Origin of the sequence: Sphingomonas sp. Leaf34 (assembly GCF_001421805.1) — a bacterium.
Classification (GTDB): Bacteria; Pseudomonadota; Alphaproteobacteria; order Sphingomonadales; family Sphingomonadaceae; genus Sphingomonas.
In genome coordinates this window covers 424,015-443,332 of record NZ_LMLC01000001.1, presented here as the reverse complement: position 1 = coordinate 443,332, position 19,318 = coordinate 424,015, and the positions used below count along the sequence as shown (strand labels likewise).

At 66.0% G+C, this 19,318-nt stretch carries 19 protein-coding genes; 9 read left to right on the top strand and 10 right to left on the bottom strand.

Annotated features, from left to right (window positions below):
• Positions 1 to 83: 83 nt before the first annotated feature.
• From ASF00_RS02045 to pgi, 5 genes are all read right to left on the bottom strand, one after another.
• Positions 84 to 860 carry an SDR family NAD(P)-dependent oxidoreductase gene (locus tag ASF00_RS02045; RefSeq protein ID WP_055873429.1) on the bottom strand — a complete coding sequence of 259 codons (777 nt, stop codon included), beginning with the start codon at positions 858 to 860 and terminating at the stop codon, positions 84 to 86.
• Between the two features lie 157 nt (positions 861 to 1,017).
• Positions 1,018 to 2,214, bottom strand: coding sequence for a thiolase family protein (locus ASF00_RS02040; RefSeq protein WP_055873426.1), 1,197 nt, complete (start codon positions 2,212 to 2,214; stop codon positions 1,018 to 1,020).
• Positions 2,215 to 2,286: 72 nt separating this feature from the next.
• Complete coding sequence (gene gorA / locus ASF00_RS02035; protein WP_055873423.1) at positions 2,287 to 3,642, bottom strand: glutathione-disulfide reductase; 1,356 nt, start codon at positions 3,640 to 3,642, stop codon at positions 2,287 to 2,289.
• 106 nt (positions 3,643 to 3,748) lie between these two features.
• On the bottom strand, positions 3,749 to 4,126 hold the full coding sequence (locus ASF00_RS02030) for a DUF4174 domain-containing protein (RefSeq protein ID WP_055873419.1): 378 nt from the start codon (positions 4,124 to 4,126) through the stop codon (positions 3,749 to 3,751).
• 174 nt (positions 4,127 to 4,300) lie between these two features.
• Positions 4,301 to 5,791, bottom strand: coding sequence for a glucose-6-phosphate isomerase (gene pgi / locus ASF00_RS02025; RefSeq protein ID WP_055873416.1), 1,491 nt, complete (start codon positions 5,789 to 5,791; stop codon positions 4,301 to 4,303).
• 125 nt (positions 5,792 to 5,916) lie between these two features.
• On the opposite strand from pgi, the gene lepB reads away from it, so the two are divergent.
• From lepB to era, 3 genes are all read left to right on the top strand, one after another.
• The gene (gene lepB / locus ASF00_RS02020; RefSeq protein WP_055875233.1) at positions 5,917 to 6,726 is read left to right on the top strand and encodes a signal peptidase I; all 810 of its coding nucleotides are present in this window, start codon (positions 5,917 to 5,919) and stop codon (positions 6,724 to 6,726) included.
• Entirely contained in the window at positions 6,681 to 7,385 is a 705-nt protein-coding gene (gene rnc / locus ASF00_RS02015; RefSeq protein ID WP_443024379.1) for a ribonuclease III, read from the top strand. Before lepB ends, rnc begins: the two co-directional genes overlap by 46 nt.
• Positions 7,386 to 7,635: 250 nt before the next feature.
• Complete coding sequence (gene era / locus ASF00_RS02010) at positions 7,636 to 8,559, top strand: GTPase Era (RefSeq protein WP_055873410.1); 924 nt, start codon at positions 7,636 to 7,638, stop codon at positions 8,557 to 8,559.
• A 231-nt stretch (positions 8,560 to 8,790) separates the two neighbouring features.
• Here the strand turns inward: era and ASF00_RS02005 are convergent, their stop codons facing one another.
• On the bottom strand, positions 8,791 to 9,489 hold the full coding sequence (locus ASF00_RS02005) for an NAD-dependent deacylase (RefSeq protein ID WP_055873407.1): 699 nt from the start codon (positions 9,487 to 9,489) through the stop codon (positions 8,791 to 8,793).
• Between the two features lie 218 nt (positions 9,490 to 9,707).
• On the opposite strand from ASF00_RS02005, the gene ASF00_RS02000 reads away from it, so the two are divergent.
• The 4 genes from ASF00_RS02000 (at position 9,708) to ASF00_RS01985 (ending at position 13,483) form a co-directional block, all read left to right on the top strand.
• The gene (locus ASF00_RS02000; RefSeq protein WP_055873404.1) at positions 9,708 to 10,502 is read left to right on the top strand and encodes a hypothetical protein; all 795 of its coding nucleotides are present in this window, start codon (positions 9,708 to 9,710) and stop codon (positions 10,500 to 10,502) included.
• Positions 10,503 to 10,723: 221 nt separating this feature from the next.
• Positions 10,724 to 12,241: a fumarate hydratase gene (locus ASF00_RS01995; RefSeq protein WP_055873402.1), complete on the top strand. Its 1,518-nt coding sequence runs from the start codon at positions 10,724 to 10,726 to the stop codon at positions 12,239 to 12,241.
• Positions 12,238 to 12,912: a hypothetical protein gene (locus tag ASF00_RS18675; RefSeq protein ID WP_055873399.1), complete on the top strand. Its 675-nt coding sequence runs from the start codon at positions 12,238 to 12,240 to the stop codon at positions 12,910 to 12,912. The genes ASF00_RS01995 and ASF00_RS18675 overlap by 4 nt, the downstream gene beginning before the upstream one ends.
• 82 nt (positions 12,913 to 12,994) lie before the next feature.
• Positions 12,995 to 13,483: a DUF2501 domain-containing protein gene (locus ASF00_RS01985; RefSeq protein ID WP_055873396.1), complete on the top strand. Its 489-nt coding sequence runs from the start codon at positions 12,995 to 12,997 to the stop codon at positions 13,481 to 13,483.
• Positions 13,484 to 14,040: 557 nt separating this feature from the next.
• On the opposite strand, the gene ASF00_RS01980 is transcribed toward ASF00_RS01985, so the two are convergent.
• Positions 14,041 to 14,622, bottom strand: coding sequence for a hypothetical protein (locus tag ASF00_RS01980; protein WP_235525552.1), 582 nt, complete (start codon positions 14,620 to 14,622; stop codon positions 14,041 to 14,043).
• Positions 14,623 to 14,734: 112 nt separating this feature from the next.
• Between ASF00_RS01980 and ASF00_RS01975 the strand changes: the two genes are divergently transcribed.
• Positions 14,735 to 15,109, top strand: a complete 375-nt coding sequence (locus ASF00_RS01975) for a PRC-barrel domain-containing protein (RefSeq protein WP_055875228.1) — start codon at positions 14,735 to 14,737, stop codon at positions 15,107 to 15,109.
• Positions 15,110 to 15,244: 135 nt separating this feature from the next.
• On the opposite strand, the gene ASF00_RS01970 is transcribed toward ASF00_RS01975, so the two are convergent.
• From ASF00_RS01970 to uvrB, 3 genes are all read right to left on the bottom strand, one after another.
• Entirely contained in the window at positions 15,245 to 15,478 is a 234-nt protein-coding gene (locus ASF00_RS01970) for a type II toxin-antitoxin system HicB family antitoxin (protein ID WP_055873393.1), read from the bottom strand.
• Positions 15,475 to 15,729 carry a type II toxin-antitoxin system HicA family toxin gene (locus ASF00_RS01965; protein ID WP_055873389.1) on the bottom strand — a complete coding sequence of 85 codons (255 nt, stop codon included), beginning with the start codon at positions 15,727 to 15,729 and terminating at the stop codon, positions 15,475 to 15,477. The genes ASF00_RS01970 and ASF00_RS01965 overlap by 4 nt, the downstream gene beginning before the upstream one ends.
• An 82-nt stretch (positions 15,730 to 15,811) precedes the next feature.
• Complete coding sequence (uvrB, locus tag ASF00_RS01960) at positions 15,812 to 18,010, bottom strand: excinuclease ABC subunit UvrB (RefSeq protein WP_055873387.1); 2,199 nt, start codon at positions 18,008 to 18,010, stop codon at positions 15,812 to 15,814.
• A 303-nt stretch (positions 18,011 to 18,313) separates the two neighbouring features.
• On the opposite strand from uvrB, the gene ASF00_RS01955 reads away from it, so the two are divergent.
• Positions 18,314 to 19,144 (top strand): ferredoxin--NADP reductase, encoded by an 831-nt coding sequence (locus ASF00_RS01955; RefSeq protein WP_055873385.1) that lies wholly within the window; start codon positions 18,314 to 18,316, stop codon positions 19,142 to 19,144.
• The last annotated feature ends 174 nt before the right edge of the window (positions 19,145 to 19,318 follow it).

Sequence of the window (19,318 nt, the reverse complement as noted above, 5' to 3'; positions counted from 1 at the left end):
CGATCAAAGGCCGGTTCGACGGGATGCTTCAGGGCATCGCGATCGTACCGGCCATCGCCGAGTTCGCCGGCCGTTGATCCGCCTCAGTCGCGCGCCTTCTGCAACGCCCCCGCGATCCGCCGCGCGAGGCTTCTCGGCGTAAAGCGTATCCCCTCGGCCATCGCGAAGTTCAGTGCGCCCGACACCTTTACCGCCCGGTTCGCGGCCAGCGCCGCCAGCCCGTCGCGCACCACCGCACCCGGATCGCTTGCCAGGCGTTCGAACAGAGCGGTGTCGCCCAGCCCGGCGATATCGGCGAACTCGGTGCGCGTGGGGCCGGGGCACAACGCGGCCACCCGCACGCCCTTGGCCTTCACCTCCTCGTGCAGCGCCTCGGAAAAGCTCAGCACGAACGCCTTGCTCGCATAATAGACAGCCATCCACGGTCCCGGCTGGAACGAGGCGACCGAGGCGAGGTTGAGGATCCCGCCCGATCCGCGCGCGATCATCTGTGGTAGGATCGCGTGTGTCAGCGCCACCAGCGCGCGGCAATTGAGGTCGATCATGCCAAGCTGCAGCGCGCTGTCGAGGTCCGCAAAGTCACCCCGCGCGCCGAACCCGGCATTGTTGATCAGCACGTCGACCGGCATCGCGGCGGCCGCAATCGCTGCGATGAGCGTCGTCGGGCCATCCGGGTCCGCAAGATCGGCGGCAAAGACATGCACCGCGACGCCGTGCGCTGCGCGCAGTTCGGTCGCCAGCGACTCGAGCCGATCGACCCGCCGCGCGGTGAGGATCAGCGTGGTCCCCTCGGCCGCAAGCGCCCGCGCAAAGCCTTCGCCAAGCCCCGCCGATGCGCCGGTGATCAATGCCGTCGTCATAGCCGCGCGTCCCCCTGGAGAATGCGCAAACCTGCGCCCGGCTCAGGACGTTGGCAATGCCCCGGACGCGCATCTCCCTCTCCCATCGGGGAGAGGGAAGGGGCCCGCGGCGTCTTAGTGTTGGCAGGGTGAGGGCACGCCCGCGCCGGGGCCAACCTCAAACGATCTCGAACAACCCCGCAGCCCCCATGCCCCCCGCGGTGCACATCGACACCACGACATAGCGCACGCCGCGCTTGCGCCCCTCGATCAGCGCATGGCCGACCAGCCGCGATCCGGTCATCCCGAACGGGTGCCCCACCGCGATCGCGCCGCCATTGACGTTGTACTTCTCCGGATCGATGCCGAGATGATCGCGGCAATACAGACACTGCGACGCGAACGCCTCGTTCAGCTCCCACAGCCCGATATCGCCGACCGACAGCCCCGCGCGCTCGAGCAGTTTCGGGATCGCAAAGATCGGCCCGATCCCCATCTCCGCCGGGCTGCATCCCGCCGCCTGGAACCCGCGATAGATACCGAGGATCTCCTTGCCCTCGGCCTCGGCCGTCTTACGATCCATCAGCAACTGCGCCGATGCGCCATCGGACAACTGGCTGGCATTGCCCGCAGTCACGCTCGTGCCGGGGCCCGAAAAGTCGCCGCCCGCCCAAACCGTCTTCAGCCCGCGCAGCCCCTCCAGCGTCGTTCCCGCGCGGATGCCCTCGTCCTGCGACAGCGTGACGCTCTCGATTCCGGCATGATTGCCCTGCTTGTCGAACAGCGCCTTCTCGACGGTGATTGGCACGATCTCCTCGGCAAACGCGCCGCTCGCGAGGCCCGCCGCGGCGCGCTGCTGGCTCATTGCGGCATAGGCATCCTGCGCCTCGCGGCTGATGCCGTAGCGCTCGGCGACGATCTCCGCGGTCTCGATCATCGGGATATAGGCGGCCGGCTCCTTGGCGATCACGCTCGCATTGACGTAGCGCGGCGCGTCCTTGGTGACGGTGTAGCTGATCGACTCCATCCCGCCGGCCAGCGCGACATCGGCCTCGTCGCAGATGATCGTCCGCGCCGCCATCGCCACCGCGGTCAGGCCCGATCCGCATTTCCGGTCGAGCGTGAACGCCGGCACCGACTCGGGCAGTCCGCCGGCAAAGATCGCCATCCGCCCCGCATTGCCGCCCTGCGTGCCCCACTGGTTGCCGATGCCCCAGAACACCTCGTCGATCCGCGCCGGATCTACCCCGGCGCGCTCGACGACCGCGTTCATCACATGCCCCGCCAGCACCGGGGCTTCGGTCGCATTGAACGCGCCGCGATAGGCTTTGCCGATAGCGGTACGGGCGGTCGACACGATGGCGGCTTCACGCATGCTGGAACCTTTCGAGGATCGGGTATGCGCCCGATCTACCGAATTGCGCGCAGGACGCAAAGCCCGAAGGCCTTACTTCATCAGCACGAGCTCTTCCGCCATCGTCGGATGCAGCGCGACCGTCGCGTCGAAATCGGCCTTGGTCAGCCCTGCCTTCACCGCCACCGCGGCGGATTGCAGGATCTCGGGGCAGTCCGGCCCGATCATGTGGATGCCAACCACCCGGTCGGTCTCGCCGTCGCAGATCATCTTGTAGAGCGATCGCTCGTTGCGCCCGGCGAGCACGTTCTTCATCGGCCGGAAATCCGACGTGTACACCTTCACCGATCCCAGCGCCTGCTTGGCCTGCGATTCGGTCATGCCGACGCCGGCCATTGGCGGGTGGCTGAACACCGCAGCGGGGACGTTGGCGTAATCGACGCGCGTCGGCTTGTTGCCGAAGAACGTGTCGGCGAACGCCTGCCCCTCGCGGATCGCGACCGGGGTCAGCTGGATGCGGTTGGTGACGTCGCCGACCGCAAAGATGCTGTCGCAGCTCGACCGGTTGTCCGCGTCGACGACCACCGCGCCCGCCGCGTCGAGTTCGACGCCCGCGGTTTCTAACCCGAGGCCCTTGGTGTTCGGCAGGCGGCCGGTCGCGAACATCACGAGGTCGACGGTGATCGGCTCATGCCCGCTCATGCTGACGGTCAGGCAGCCGTCCTCGCCCTTATCGATGCCCTGGAACGCCGCGTTGAAGCGGAAGTCGATGCCCTTGCTCATCGAGATCTGGAGCAGCCGGTCGCGGATCGACTCGTCGTAACCGCGCAGGATCACGTCGGTGCGGTTGATCAGCGTGACGTGCGATCCGAACTGGTGGAAGATCCCGGCGAATTCGTTGGCGATATAGCCCGCACCCGCGATCAGGACGCGCTTTGGCACGTCGTCGAGGTGGAACACCTCGTTCGAGGTGATGCCGTGTTCGGAGCCCGGGCAATCAGGCACCAGCGGGTGCGCGCCGACCGCGATCAGGATCTTGGCCGCGGTCTTTTTGCTGCCGTCGGCGAGCGACACCTCGTTGGGGCCGGAGACGACCGCGCGCTGGTGGATGATGTCGACGTGATTATTCTCGAGCGTGGTCGTGTAGGCGCCGTTGATCCGGTCGACCTCCTCCATCACGTTGTCGCGCAGCACGCGCCAGTCGAACGCGCAATCGTCGGGCACCTGCCAGCCGAAGCGCTTGGCGTCCTTCAGATCCTCGGCGAAATGCGCGCCGTAGATCAGCAGCTTCTTGGGCACGCAGCCCCGAATGACGCAGGTCCCGCCGACGCGATATTCTTCGGCGACCGCGACGCGTGCACCGTGCGCGGCGGCGACGCGCGACGCGCGCGTCCCGCCCGAGCCGGCGCCGATGACGAAGAGGTCATAGTCGAATTGGGTATCGGTCACGGGCTATCCTTGTACGTCGCGCGCCGCGCTGCGGCTTTGAGTGCCATCTGGGGCAGGGGGCGCGAGGCGACAACCCCGGCGCGGCGATCAGGCTGATCGACCGACTCTATCGCTGACCCGCTCTGCGCATTGGCATCGCGTCGATCGTCTGCTCGAGCAGGGCGGTGGGGAAGGGGTGCGTGCTACGCAGTTTCTCGCCGCCGTCCTTGCCGATCAGGATCGCGGTGAAGGTCGCGGGAAGGCGGAATTTGCGACGCAGAGAAGGGGCGGTGTCGCCGGCACCGCGGACCTGATCGCCTACGACCTCGACGATGGTGAGGTCGCGCTCGTCGCCTTTCGCGCTCCAGCTGCCAAGGATGCGGCGCTGTGCGGCAAGCATTGGGTCATGCGCGGAGGGTGCCGCGACGATCAACACCCGCCGCTCCCAGCGCATCTGCGCGAGGGTGGGAGAGGCGGCGAGCGCGGCGGCTAGGAGGATGGGCATGCAGGCGTAACGCGGGAGGTGCGCGCGCGCTCCCTCTTCTACCACCCCGGCGAAGGCCGGGGCCCAATTGGGAAGGCGGTCGTTTGGGAAACCACGGTTCGCCCAATTGGGCCCCGGCCTACGCCGGGGTGGCGGAGTTGGGGCTTGGGGGAAGCACGTTCCCCCAACCTCCACTTACCCAAACGCGCGCGCGATCAGGTCATCCGTCGAAGGATCGAACGTCTGCCCGCCCTTCTCCGCCGCCTTCGCCATCTCCTTGCCCAGCTCCACCCCGAACTGGTCGAACGAGTTGATCCCCAGCAGCACGCCGTTCACGAACACACGGTGCTCGTAGAACGCGATCAACGCCCCCAGCGTGCGCGCATCGAGATCGTCGAGCAGCAGCGTCGACGACGGCCGGTCACCCGAATAGCTGCGCGCCGGATCCTCGACCTGCTTGCCCGCCATCAGCGCCGCACCCTGTGCGAACGCGTTGAGCAACAGCGCACGGTGATGCTCCTCAGGCAGCGTGTCGCCGGCCTCGATCGACGCGACGAACTCGACCGGCACCAGATGCGTGCCCTGGTGGAGCAGCTGGAACACCGCATGCTGCGCCTCGGTACCGACCCCGCCCCAGGTGATCGCCGCCGAGGGCCGCCCGAGCGGCTCGCCGTCCGCGGTCACCGACTTGCCGTTCGACTCCATCTCCAGCTGCTGGAGATAGCTCGGCAGCAAGCGCAACCGCTCGTCATAGGCAAAGGTCGCACGCGTCTCGGCATGGCGGATCTGCGTGTAATAGAGGTCGGCGAACGCCGCGAGCGCCGGCGCATTCTCGTGCAGCGCGGCGAGACGGAAGTGGCGATCCATCTCGGCCGCCCCCTCGAGGAGCTCCTCGAACCGGTCCCAGCCGAGCGCGATCGCGGCCGGGAACCCAATCGTCGACCACAAAGAATAGCGCCCGCCGACGCTCTCGGCGAACGGCAGGATGCGCGTCTCGTCGACGCCCCATTCCATCGCCTTTTCGGGCGCGGCGGTCAGCGCGATCACGCGGCCATACGGATCCTCCACATTATGCTCGGTCATCCACTGCAGCACGCTCTCGGCGTTCATCAGCGTCTCGGTCGTCGTGAAGGTCTTCGACGCGACCACGAGCAGCGTCGCCGCCGGATCGAACTTCGCGAACACGTCCTCCAGCGCGACGCCGTCGACATTGGCGACGATCCCGACATCATAGCGCTTGTCGTCACGCCCGAGCGAGTCGACCAGCAACTGCGGCCCCAGCGCCGATCCGCCGATCCCGACGTGAAGGATATGCCGCACCGGCCCGAGCGCATCCGCCTCGATCGCATCGATCAGCGTGCGCATCCGCTGGTGGCTCGCCTGCGCGATCGCGACGCTCTCGGGCTTGCCCTCGCCGCGCTCGGCGGTGTGCTCGACCGCGCGGCCCTCGGTTACGTTGACGACCTCGCCCGAGAACAGCGCCTGGCGCTTGCCCGCCAGATCCTGCGCCTTGGCCATCTGCTCGAACGCGGCGACCATGTCGGTCGTCAGATGCGTCTTCGACCAGTCGAAATGGATACCCGCGACGTCGAGGCTCAGCTTCGAAAGGCGCTCCGAATCCTGTGCAAACAGGTCGGTCAGCGTGGTGGCGGGCAGGGCTTCGATCTTGGACCAGTCGGCGGTCATGCTACTTCTCCGAATAGACGTGCGCGCCGGTCATGCTGCAAGCGCGAGACCGCGACAACGGTCTTTCGGCGTTCGGTATCCTCCGCACGCTTGACGACGCGCGCGGTCTGCGCAAACCCGCCGCCATGGCAAATGACACGAAGACCAAACCGGCGCGGTCCGAGACTGCAGAGACGTTCCGCTTCCTGCTGAAGCTGGCGGTGGTCGTGCTGATCCTGCGCAGTTTCATCTTCGCGCCGTTCAGCATCCCGTCCGAATCGATGCTGCCCCGCCTGCTGATCGGCGACTATCTCTTCGTTTCGAAATGGAACTACGGCTATTCGCGCTGGTCGTTGCCCGGGGGCGTTCCGCTGATCCCCGGCCGCATCCTCGGCAGCACGCCGACGCGCGGCGACGTCGTCGTCTTCCGCGCGCCCGAAGTCCTCGATCACGACGTCATCAAGCGCGTCATCGGCCTGCCCGGCGAGACCGTCCAGATGCGGCAGGGCGTCGTCTACCTCAACGGCAAGGCGATCGCGAAACAGCGCATCGCTGACTTCACGATCCCGCTGACCGCCAATTTCGACGCCGAGAAATGCGGCGCGCCGTTCGTCGACGTCGTCGCCAACGTCCAGATCTGCCGCTACCCCCGCTTCCGCGAAACGCTGCCGAATGGTCGCAGCTACGAAGTGCTCGACCAGGCCGAACTCCCCGACCGCGACGACACCGGGCTCTACACGATCCCCGCGGGCCACATCTTCGTGATGGGCGACAACCGCGACGACAGCGGCGACAGTCGCTTCCCCGCGCCGAGCGGCATGGGTTACGTCCCGCTCGAGAATGTCGAGGGCAAGGCGGTCGTCAACTTCTTCTCGACCGACGGCAATGCCGAATGGCTCAAGCCCTGGACCTGGGTCAGCGCCGCGCGCTGGAGCCGCATCGGGGAAGGCTTTTGAGCGACCTCGCCGGCTGGCTGAAGACGCTCTTCGGCCGCACACCCGCCAACCTCGCTCCCTATGAGCGCGCGTTGACGCACGGCAGCCAGGCCGCGGCGAACTACGAACGACTCGAATTCCTCGGCGACCGCGTCCTCGGCCTGATCATCGCCGAGTGGTTGTACGAACTGTTCGCCACGGATCCCGAAGGCTCGCTATCGAAGCGTCTCAACGCGTTGGTCACCGGCCCGGTCTGCGCCGACGTCGCCCGCGAACTCGGCGTCCGCGCGCATCTGAAACTCGGCAAGCAGGCGCGCGACGATGGCGCCAGCGACAGCGACAACGTGCTCGGCGACGTGATGGAGGCGCTGATCGGCGCCTGGTATCAGGAAGCCGGCCTCGACGCGGCGCGCGCCTTCGTCCGCGGCGCGTGGGGCGACCGCGTCCAGGCCGGCGCCAAGGCCCCGCAGCACCCCAAGTCCGCGCTCCAGGAATGGGCCGCCGCGCATAACCGCAAGCCCCCCGAATACACCGTCGTCGAGCGCTCCGGCCCCGGCCACGCGCCCAAATTCACGATCCTCGTCTCGATCGGCAAGCTCGCCGAGGCGACCGCCATGGGATCGAGCAAGCAGGAAGCCGAAACCGCGGCGGCCAAGGCGTTGCTGGAGAAGCTCAGTTAGAAAGAGTTTTGCTCGCGCGGAGGCGCGGAGGACGCGGAGGTGCTGCGAATGAGGCTCGCTCCCACTACGATCACGCACCGCCGAATAACTCGGCGTCTTGTCGGGCGCGACCTTGCCCCGACCACACCACCTCCGCGCTCTCTGCGCCCCCGCGCGAACAAAACTCCCTTTCTCGACGTATCCACGACGCGATGACGGACAGCCGTTTTCCCTGTACAGGTGCAACCACACCAGTTCGAAAAGAGCATATGTGACTGAAACGAATACCACGCCCGATACCAAGCCCAAGCATTGCGGCCTAGTCGCCATCGTCGGCGCCCCGAACGCCGGCAAGTCGACGCTCGTCAACGCGCTCGTCGGCCAGAAGGTCGCGATCGTCAGCCCCAAGGCGCAGACCACGCGCGCCAAGCTGATGGGCGTCGCGATCGAAGGCGACACGCAGATCCTGCTCGTCGACACCCCCGGCATCTTCGAGCCCAAGCGCCGCTTCGACCGCGCGATGGTCGCCGCCGCCTGGGGCGGCGCGGAAGGGTCCGACATCATCGCGCTGGTGGTCGACGCCAAGGGCGGGATCGGCGGCAAGGTCACGACCATCGTCGAGTCGCTGGTCGGCCGCACCGAGCCGATCTGGCTGATCCTCAACAAGGTCGATCTTGCCGACAAGACCAAGCTGCTGATCCACGCGGAAAAGCTCAACGCGCTGCTCCCCTTCGCCGAGACGTTCTTCATCAGCGCAGGCACCGGCGACGGCCTCGCGCACTTCAAGACGCAGCTCGCCAAGGCGATGCCCGAAGGCCCGTGGCATTATCCCGAAGACCAGGTCTCCGACTCGACCGAGCGCGCACTCGCGTCCGAAGTCACGCGCGAGCAACTCTATCTCCAGCTCCACGCCGAATTGCCCTATGCGAGCACGATCGAGACCGAGCAGTATATCGAACGCCAGGACGGGTCGTTGGAGATCCACCAGCAGATTCTCGTCGAACGCCCGACCCAGCGCGCGATCGTGCTCGGCAAGGGCGGCGTGCGGATCAAGGAAATCGGTGCCCGCTCGCGCATCGAACTCGCCAGCATCACCGGCAAACCCGTCCATCTGTACCTCCACGTGAAGGTCAAACCCGGCTGGGACGAAGACCGCGAAGTCTACCGCGACATGGGCCTAGACTGGGTCGACTGACCCCCGTCCAGAAGACTGATCCCCCGCGAAGGCGGGGGCCCAGCCTGGACTCCCGCCCTCGCGGGAGAACAGATCTTTTGCCGTTCACGAGGGGCACTGAAGTCGCCAACCCACCACCACCCCGGCGAAGGCCGGGGCCCAATTGGGGAGACATCCGTAACGGCGGCGGGCGCATCGTTATTGGGACCTCTCCAATTGGGCCCCGGCCTTCGCCGGGGGGATTACAACCCTTCAGCCCAGCACCTCGTCCACCCACGCCGGCACCAGCACCCCCGCCGCCCCGATCCGCGTCTCCTCGAAGAACACGCTCCCCATCGAAGGATCGAGGTTCAGCTCGAGCGTCCTTGCCCCATGATACGCCGCGGTCTGCACGAACCCCGCCGCCGGATACACCGCGCCCGAAGTCCCCACCGAAACGAACAGGTCGGCCTTCGCCAACGCCGCCTCGATCCGCTCCATCTGGTACGGCATCTCGCCAAAGAACACGATATCGGGCCGAAGCGCCGCCGCGCCGCAAGCGCCACACACCGACCCCTCAGGCAAAGCGCCAGCCCAGGCCTCCCGCGTTCCACACGCCGCACACAGCGCCGACAACAGCTCGCCGTGCATGTGCAGCATCCGCGACGCACCCGCCCGCTCGTGCAGATCATCGACATTCTGCGTGACGATCAGCAGCTCGCCCTCCCAAGCCGCATCCAGCCGCGCCAGCGCGTGGTGCGCGGCGTTTGGCTCGACCGTCGCCAGAGCCGCGCGCCGCAGATCGTAGAACCGGTGCACCAGTTCAGCATCCGTCGCGAGCGCCTCGGGTGTACACACGTCCTCGACCCGGTGGCCCTCCCACAAGCCGCCCGGCCCGCGAAACGTCGCGATCCCGCTCTCCGCCGAAATGCCCGCGCCCGTCAGGACGACGATGTTGCTGATATGATGCATCGGCCCATTCTAGGGGGGGCAGCGACCCGCGGAAAGTCGAAGTCGGCCTACCGCTGGCGAAACGGCCTCACAGTCGCTTGCCGACGCTATCCACTGGCATGCGACCGATTGCCCCTTTTGGCGTTGAGGTGCATCGACCATATCACCATGGCCGCTCGCGAAGCGATCGCCGGGGCCGTCTCGGCGCTACGCTTTGATAGTATGAAGGATTTACTGCGATGTTGACGAAAAAGCTGATGCTGCTGAGCGGTGTGGTCGCGGTCCTAGGCGGCTGCGGTCAGACGACTCCGACGGATTCCAGCACCTCGACCGCCAACATCGCCATGGCCAACACCAGCGCCGTGGCGAGCGCGACCCCCGCCGTCACCCGCGTCCGCGGCGTTATCACCGCGATCGGCGCCGACGCGCTGACCGTCCAGACCTATGACGGCAAGTCGGCCACCGTGCCGCTCGACGCCAACACCAAGTTCGCCTGGGTCGTGAAGTCCGACCTGTCGACGCTTAAGGACGGCGATTTCATCGGTACGGCGACGACCGGCCCCGACGACGCGTTGCGCGCGGTCGAACTGGTCATCTTCCCAGAGGCGATGCGCGGCACCGGCGAGGGTCATTATCCTTGGGACGTCCCCGGCGCGGTGGCGGCTGCAGGCGGCGGCTCGAACGGGTCGAGTGCGATGACCAACGGCACCGTCGACGCGCAAAGCGCGATGACCAACGGTACCGTCGACGCGCAAAGCGCGATGACCAACGGCACGGTCGATCAGCAGAGTGGGATGACCAACGGCACCGTTACCGGTGGCGCAGGCAAGTCCGGCGAGACCAAGCTGAGCATCTCGTACAAGGGCGGCAAGGCGCAGGTCGTCGTGCCCGTCGGCACGCCGATCGTCCGGTTCGAGCCGGCCGAGCGATCGGTCCTTGCAAAGGGCCAGAAGCTGTTCGCGATCACCTCGGCCGGCGCGTCGGGGGCAAGGTCCGTCGCGGTCGGCAAGGATGGCCTGACGCCACCGATGTAATCTCGTTAAGTCTCTAAAATAGCTAGGAAAGGTCGGGGCGGCATGAACGCTGTCCCGGCCTTTCCCGTCTGTCGGGACTCGATACGCGCCCGCACGTTGGTGTGACCTTATCCTAACCTTTGGCCGTTGCCGCGCGATCACCGCACCGCACCGGCCCCGTCTTCATAAATCCCACGATCGCCGCTAAGACGCCTGCAACCCTGTATCCGTAAAGGCGCTGCATGACCGTCATCACCGAAGCCGACCTGATCGAAAGCGTCGCCGACGCGCTCCAGTTCATCAGCTACTACCACCCGATGGATTACATCCGCGCGCTCGGCGTCGCGTACGAGGCCGAGCAGAGCCCCGCCGCCAAGGATGCGATCGCGCAGATCCTGACCAACAGCCGGATGTGCGCCGAGGGCCACCGCCCGATCTGCCAGGATACCGGCATCGTCACGATCTTCGTCAAATGGGGCCAGGACTGCCGTCTCGACTCGACCCGCAGCTTGCAGGAGGTCGTCGATGAAGGCGTGCGCAAAGCCTATCTCAACCCCGAGAACAAGCTGCGCGCGTCGATCCTCGCCGATCCCGCCTTCACTCGCCGGAACACCAAGGACAACACGCCGAGCGTGATGCATGTCGAGATGGTGCCCGGCAACACCGTCTCGATCGACGTCGCGGCCAAGGGCGGCGGCAGCGAGAACAAGTCGAAGTTCAAGATGATGAACCCGTCCGACTCGATCGTCGACTGGGTGCTCGAGATGATCCCGCAGATGGGCGCCGGCTGGTGCCCGCCCGGCATGCTCGGCATCGGCATCGGCGGCACCGCCGAGAAGTCGATGCTGCTCGCCAAGGAATCGCTGATGGGCGCGATCGACATGGCGCAGCTGAAGGAACGCGGCCCCAAGAACGACATCGAGGCGCTCCGCATCGAGATCTACGACAAGGTCAACGCGCTCGGCATCGGCGCGCAGGGGCTGGGCGGGCTGTCGACCATCCTCGACGTCAAGATCTTCGACTGGCCGACGCATGCCGCGTCGAAGCCCGTTGCGATGATCCCCAACTGCGCCGCCACGCGCCACGCGCATTTCGTGCTCGACGGCTCGGGTCCGGTCTATCTCGAAGCGCCCAAGCTCGAGGAATGGCCGGATGTGAACTGGACGCCCGACAAGGCGGCGATCCGCGTCGATCTCGACACGCTTACGCCCGAGGTCGTGCAGACGTGGAAGCATGGCGACCGCCTGCTGCTCAACGGCAAGATGCTCACCGGCCGCGACGCCGCGCACAAGCGGATCGCCGACATGCTGGCGAAGGGCGAACCGCTCCCCGTCGATTTCCGCGGTCGCGTGATCTATTATGTGGGGCCAGTCGATCCGGTCGGCACCGAGGTGGTCGGCCCCGCAGGCCCCACGACGGCGACGCGGATGGACAAGTTCACGCGCATGATGCTCGACCAGGGTTTGCTCGCGATGGTCGGCAAGGCCGAGCGCGGCGCGGATGCGACCAAGGCGATCGCCGAGCGCAAGTCGGCCTATCTGATGGCGGTCGGCGGCGCGGCCTATCTCGTCGCGCGCGCGATCAAGGGATCGAAGGTCGTCGGCTTCGAGGATCTCGGCATGGAGGCGATCTACGAATTCGAGGTCGCCGATTTCCCGGTGACCGTCGCAGTCGATTCGGCGGGCGAGAACGTCCACCAGCTCGCCCCGCTCGTCTGGCGCGAGAAGATCGCACGCGAGGGGCTGCTCGCTCCCGCATGACCACGCGCGCGGGCAGGAGGCGGGTCGGCCCCGTCGGATGGACGATCGGCGTCCTCCTCCTGCTCGCGCTCATGCTGGCCTATGCGCCGCAGGTCCTGGCGTTTCCGTTCAGCCAGCGGGTCGGCGACGTTACCGTCTATGCCGAGCGCCCGATCGACGCGCGGATCGTCGACGACCTTGCGCGCGCGGAAACGCTGTTGCGATCGAGCCCGATCTACACGGGGCCGGTGCACCGGTCGCTGTTCCTGACGAACGGCGGCTGGCGCTGGCGCGTGCTCGCCATCCAGTCGCCGCACGCCTTCGCGTTTCGTCGACCGTTCGGGTCGGCGATCGTCTTCAACCGGAGCGATATCGCCGCCGACCGCGTGACGACCGATCGCGACGTCGGCAACACGCGCAGGCTGTCGGGCGTGATCGCGCACGAGACGACGCACATCATGATCGCCGACCACCTCGGCGAACTGCGCGCAGCGACCCTCCCGACCTGGGTCGTGGAAGGCTATGCCGATCATGTCGCCGCCGAAGGCAGCCTCACCGACGCCGAAGCCGGGCGTCTGCGCGGGACCGATCCCGGGGCATCGGCCTTGGCCTATCACGATGCCCGTCGCCGCGTCGCGACGGTGCTGGCGGAACATGGCGGATCGGTCGACGCGCTGTTTGCGCAGCGCTGAGCCGGGGCTCCCGTACGGCAACGCAGCGGAACGGGGCAGGCGTTCTACCGTTGGTGAATGGAACCCATCGGAGTTGCGTATCATGAAAACCGCCATCGTTCTTGCCGCCGCGCTCAGCCTGACAACCGGCGCCGCCGCGCAGACGGCCGCATCCCAGGCCGCCGCACCGCAGACGGAGCAGACCACGCAGGGTGGTTTCGGCGGGCTCGGCGGATTGGGTGGCCTGCTCGGTGGCGGGTTGCCCAACGTCGGGTCGGTCGGGGCCGGCAATGCGGCGGGCCTACTCGGCTATTGCCTCAAGAACAAGCTGCTCGGGCAGGGCGGCATGCTCGGTGGATTGACCGGCAGCCAGACCGGCACACAGGCGACGCCGCAGGCCAGCGGCGCGCAGTCGATCCTGCAACGGCTGACCGGGCGACGGGATGTCCAGACCTCGCCCGGCTATGCCGCGGGGCAGGCGGGGCAGGTCCAGGCTGGCAACGGCCAGACGCTGTCGCTCGGCAATCTCGGCGGTCAGGTGAAGACGCAGCTCTGCAACGTCGTGCTCAAGCGCGCGAAGGCGTTCCTGTGAGGCGGTTCGTGAGGCGAGGCGGGAAGCCCTGCCTCTTCCTCCCGTCATCCTGACGAAAGTCAGGATCCAGGGTTATGAAGCGCGCCCTTGATGACTCTGGATCCTGACTTTCGTCAGGATGATGGAGAGTGTGGGGCGGTAGCTGTGCCTTCGAAAATCACTAGCGCCATTCGCGCTCGCACCACCCACAACAAACCACCCCAAAATGAAAAGAGGCCGCCGGATCGTCTCCCGACGAACCGACAGCCTCCTGACATGGTCAGCGGCCGGAGAGCTCCAGCCCGGAGGACCATGCGTACCGCGTCGTCCTATGGCTCGCGTGTTGACTGGGAGAGGATACTCCCCACGCAAACCGGCGGACTTAGCGGTGCGTCCCCCGAACGAACCGAACCGAACTCACTGCTGAACCATGAGACATCGGATCACCTCCTTTCGCTTGTGGAAAAAACGCGGCCAAGCCTGACCGCATCGCCAATGTGTGCCGGACGGGGATGCGATACAAGCCTTGTTTTACAGAAGTTTTCAGCCGATCCTTCCCGGCTGTCGCTTCGTCGATTTCAGCCGCGGCAATCCTCGGTCACGCGCTCGATCTCGGCCCAGGCGGGTACCACCAGCGGCGGCTGCCCGGCCTGCTGGACGACAAACCGCCCGCGACTGAACCCCATCGCCTCCAGCAGCGAATCGTTCGGCATCAGCGCGGCGGCGACATAGGCCGGGGTGCTGCCCGTCGGCTGGACCGATACGGCGCGCGTCACGCTTGACGTCCGGATCGTCAGCGGCGTCGCCGTGCTGCCCGCGCGCGACAGATAGATTTGCCGCGCGCCGGTATCGCACCGGACCGTCAGCGAGGCGTCGGCATTCGCCGGTCCGAACAACGCGATCGAGCCGCGCGCGTCGCGCCGATACACCCATGTTCCCGGCGAATAGGGCCAGTCGCGCCAGTCGGCGGCGATCGGCACGGGGCGCGGGGCCGGGGCGGGCGCCGCGGCGACGGTGCGCGGGGGCGGCGGCGCTTCGGCCTGCGGCGGCGGAACGCAGCCGGCGATCGATGCGAGCGTCGCCAGACCGGCAAGTCGCGCCAGGACGATAGGGCTGGCAAGCGATCGCAAGCCGACGGAACAGGGGGACTGGGTACGCATCGCATCGCTATGCGGCACGCCCGGCGGCGGCTCAAGCGCGACGAAGCGGTCTAGGCGGGAACCGCCGCACGGTGATACCGGTTCAGCGACGGAAGAAATCAGGAGAATGTTCATGTCCGACGCCGCCCAGACCCCGACCCAGCTGCTCGTCCAGGCGAGCGTTTCCGGCACGATGAAGGTCGAGAGCCGCGACGGCGACAGCGTTGGCTCGGTCCACGCCTTCATGGTCCACAAGGGCACCGGCCGCGCGACGCACGCCGTGCTCAGCCTCGGCGGCTTCCTCGGCATGGGCAAGAGCTTCTACCCGCTGCCGTTCGCGCTGCTCCAGTTCGACGCGGTCCGCGACCTGTACGTCGTGACGATCGACAAGCGTGTCCTCGAAGGGGGCCCGAGCTGGGCGAACAACGCCCCCGTCTTCGACCAGGCCTATGCCGACCGCGTCGCGAGCTATTACGGGTCGAACAGCGAAGACCTCGTTATCGGCTAAACTTCGGTTGCCGCGCGGTTACGTGTCGCGCGGCGTCGAGCTTCTCGTTCGGCTTTCCAGAAAACGCATTTAACTGATCGCAAGTGCCTACGCCATTGCAGGGATGCGGTCAGCCGATTGTTGTGGACGTGCGCCTCAAGCTGCGAATTTGGCTGCGTATATCGCGGGTCGATATCGAGGCTCGGGTATATCGAAACCCTGCTCCTGCGCCGTTGCGAGCCATCCCGTCACCGCATCGCGGATATTCGAGATAGCTTCATCGGGCGTGTCGCCATGCGCGGAGCACGGGCGAAGATCCGGCACGTCTGCTATCCAGCAGGCATCCTCTGCCGACCAGAATACATTGATATGATAACGCGGGTAGCTCATTCATCAATACTCAAATCATATTCTTCGACCATATCAAGAAATTGGTCGACTTGGTAGCGCTTGGCGTCCTTGCCCGATGGCTGGATGGGAAAAGGTCTCGGGACCGACCTGTGGATATACTGCCGATGACTGCCGATGGACCTGGCGTGCTGAAATCCGAACGCTGCCAGTAGCCGCTCGAAATCGCGGAAGGGCAGTATGCCCCTTCTATTGGCCAACAACCACGCGTAGAGTTTCGCTGTCTGGGTCATTCGACGAGATTCCGTTTGAGCATAGCCGGAGATTATCGTCCGCCACTCATGGAACCTCGTCAAACCTATAAGCCGAAGCATATCAACGCGAGCGCGAGCCGCCCATCCGCATCTTCTGGCTCTTCCCATAGCGCGTTTTCCGCGTCCCCGGCTTGCCCTCGTTCGAGCGGCCCATGACCGGCGCCTTTTGCTGGTCGACCGGCAGACCCAACTCCTCGTTCTCCAATTGGCGGATCTCGTCGCGCAGCCGCCCCGCGGTCTCGAATTCGAGATCGGACGCTGCCTTGCGCATCTGCTTTTCCAGATCCTCGATATACGCACGCAGGTTGTGGCCGACCATGGGCGGGCGGTCCTCGTCGATCGGGATCGTCACCTGATCCTGGCTCGCGACATGCGCGATGATGTCGCCGATGTTGCGACGGATCGTCGTCGGCGTGATGCCGTGTTCGGTGTTGTACGCGACCTGTTTCTCGCGACGCCGCGCGGTCTCGTTCATCGCGCGCTCCATCGAGCCCGTGACGCGGTCGGCGTACAGGATCACGCGGCCATCGACGTTACGCGCCGCGCGACCGATCGTCTGGATCAGCGAGGTCTCGGAGCGCAGGAATCCTTCCTTGTCCGCATCGAGGATCGCCACCAGCCCGCATTCGGGAATGTCCAACCCCTCGCGCAACAGGTTGATGCCGATCAGCACGTCGTACACGCCAAGCCGCAGGTCGCGGATCAGCTCGATACGCTCGAGCGTCTCGACGTCGCTGTGCATGTAGCGGACCTTGATCCCCGCCTCGTGCATATACTCGGTCAGATCCTCCGCCATCCGCTTGGTCAGCGTCGTGACAAGCGTGCGATAGCCGAGCGCCGTCGTCTTCCCGACCTCGACGATCAGGTCCTGCACCTGCTCCTCGACCGGCTTGATCTCGACGGGGGGATCGATCAGCCCGGTCGGACGGATGACCTGTTCGGCGAACACGCCGCCGGTCTGCTCCATTTCCCAGCTGCCCGGCGTCGCCGAGACATAGGTCGTCGGCGGGCGCATCGCGTCCCATTCGTTGAACCGGAGCGGCCGGTTGTCGATCGCGCTCGGCAGGCGGAAGCCATATTCGGCAAGCGTCAGCTTGCGGCGGTGATCGCCGCGCGACATGCCGTTGATCTGGCCGATCGTGACGTGGCTCTCATCGACGAACAGCAAAGCGTTGTCGGGCAGATATTCGAACAAAGTAGGCGGCGGCTCGCCCGGCATGCGACCGGTGAGGAAGCGCGAGTAATTCTCGATCCCCGCGCAACTGCCGGTCGCCGCGATCATCTCGAGATCGAAGTTCGTCCGCTGCTCCAGCCGCTGCGCCTCGAGCAATTTGCCCTCGAGCACCAGCTCCTTCAGCCGCTCTGCCAGCTCATGCTTGATCGCCTCGCCCGCCTGTTTCAGCGTCGGGCCGGGCGTCACGTAATGCGAGTTCGCATAGACGCGCACCGAATTGAGCGACGCGACCTTCTTCCCGGTCAGCGGGTCGAACTCGGTGATCTCCTCGATATCGTCGCCGAAGAACGAGATGCGCCACGCGCTGTCCTCGTAATGCGACGGGAAGATCTCGAGCGTGTCGCCCTTCACGCGGAAATTGCCGCGCTGGAACGCCGCGTCGTTGCGCTTGTACTGGAGCGCGACGAGCTTGCGCACGATCTCACGCTGGTCGACCGTCGTGCCCTTTTTCAGGTCGAAGATCATCGCCGAATAGGTTTCGACCGAGCCGATGCCGTACAGGCACGATACCGACGCGACGATGATCACGTCGTCGCGTTCGAGCAGCGCGCGAGTCGCCGAATGCCGCATCCGGTCGATCGACTCGTTGGTCGACGATTCCTTCTCGATATAGGTGTCCGACCGCGCGACATACGCCTCGGGCTGGTAATAGTCGTAATAGCTGACGAAATATTCGACCGCGTTGTCGGGGAAAAACGACTTCATCTCGCCGTAGAGCTGTGCCGCGAGGATCTTGTTCGGCGCGAGGATCAACGCGGGGCGCTGCACGCGCTCGATCACGCTCGCCATCGTGAAGGTCTTTCCCGAGCCGGTAACGCCGAGCAGCACCTGGTCCTTCTCGCCCTCGCCAATCGCCGAGACCAGCTCGGCGATCGCGGTCGGCTGATCGCCCGCAGGGGCATAGTCGCTGACGAGCTTGAACGCCTTCCCGCCCTCGACCTTGGCAGGCCGCGCGGTCGGGCGGTGCGGGACGAAGCTTTCGCCTGTTTCGGGCTCGGCGAGACTGGTGCGGATCTGAATGGCCATCGAGGGGGAATATGGGGAACAGATGGAGCGACGGCAACGGCGTTGGATGCTCCATCATTCCACTAACCACCCGTCATCCTCGCGCAGGCGGGGATCCATAACCTACGCCGTCAGCAATTTAAGGGAGAGCGTTGCCAGTCTGGATTCCCGCCTGCGCGGGAATGACGAGCGTTTTGATGCGGCGGCCTTTGTGCCCCCCCAAGCTTTGCTGTTGTTGACCCATACCCCGCGCGCCAATACTGCGACCGTTTCGCAAGCCATCGATCCGCCGACGCCCCGCCGCGCAGGCCAAGGAAAAGACGCATGACCGCCCCTATCGTCGCCGAAACCCGCGCGCCCGCGCTGATCCCCGAAACCCCCGCGTTCCTCAACGCCAAGGTCCTCTGGGTGCGCCACTGGAACGAACATCTGTTCAGCTTCGCGATCGAGCGCCCGTCGAGCTTCCGCTTCCGCTCGGGCGAGTTCGTGATGATCGGCTTGCCCCAGGACGGCGGCAAGCCGATCATGCGCGCCTATTCGATCGCGTCCCCGCATTATTCGGAAGAGCTCGAATTCCTGTCGATCAAGGTCGAGGACGGCCCGCTGACCTCGAAGCTCCAGCTGATCCAGCCGGGCGACGAAGTGTATCTCGGCAAGAAGCCGACCGGCACGCTGGTGCTCGACGCGCTGCTCCCGGGCAAGCGCCTCTTCATGTTCTCGACCGGCACCGGCCTCGCGCCGTTCCTCAGCCTGATGCGCGATCCCGACGTCTATGCGGCCTATGAGCAGGTCATCGTCGTGCACAGCGTGCGCCGCGTGAGCGATCTCGCTTATCACGACGAGATGGTCGGGCTGCTCGCCGAGGACCCGTTGATCGCCGACGAGGCGCAGACCCAGTTCCACTACATCCCGACCGTGACGCGCGAGCCGTTCCGCACCACGCGGCGGATCGGCGCGCTGATCGAGGATGCGTCGCTGTTCGGCCACCCGGTGCGCGGCGAGCAGAAGCTCAACCCCGAGACCGATCGTGCGATGCTGTGCGGCTCGACCGAGATGATCAAGGAATTCGCGGTGATGCTCGAAGCGCACGGCTTCGAGGAGGGCGCGAATTCGAAGCCCGGCACGTTCGTGATCGAGCGCGCCTTCGTCGGCTGACCCCCCGTCATCCTGACGCCCCCCCGTCATCCTGACGAAAGTCAGGATCCAGAGCCACATAGCGGAAGCATCGTGGCTCTGGATCCTGGGTCGAGCCCAGGATGACGGATAAGGTGGCGGGCCAAGCGCATTGTCTCGGCCGCAGAACCGTGTCGATATGCCTCCTCAACCCCC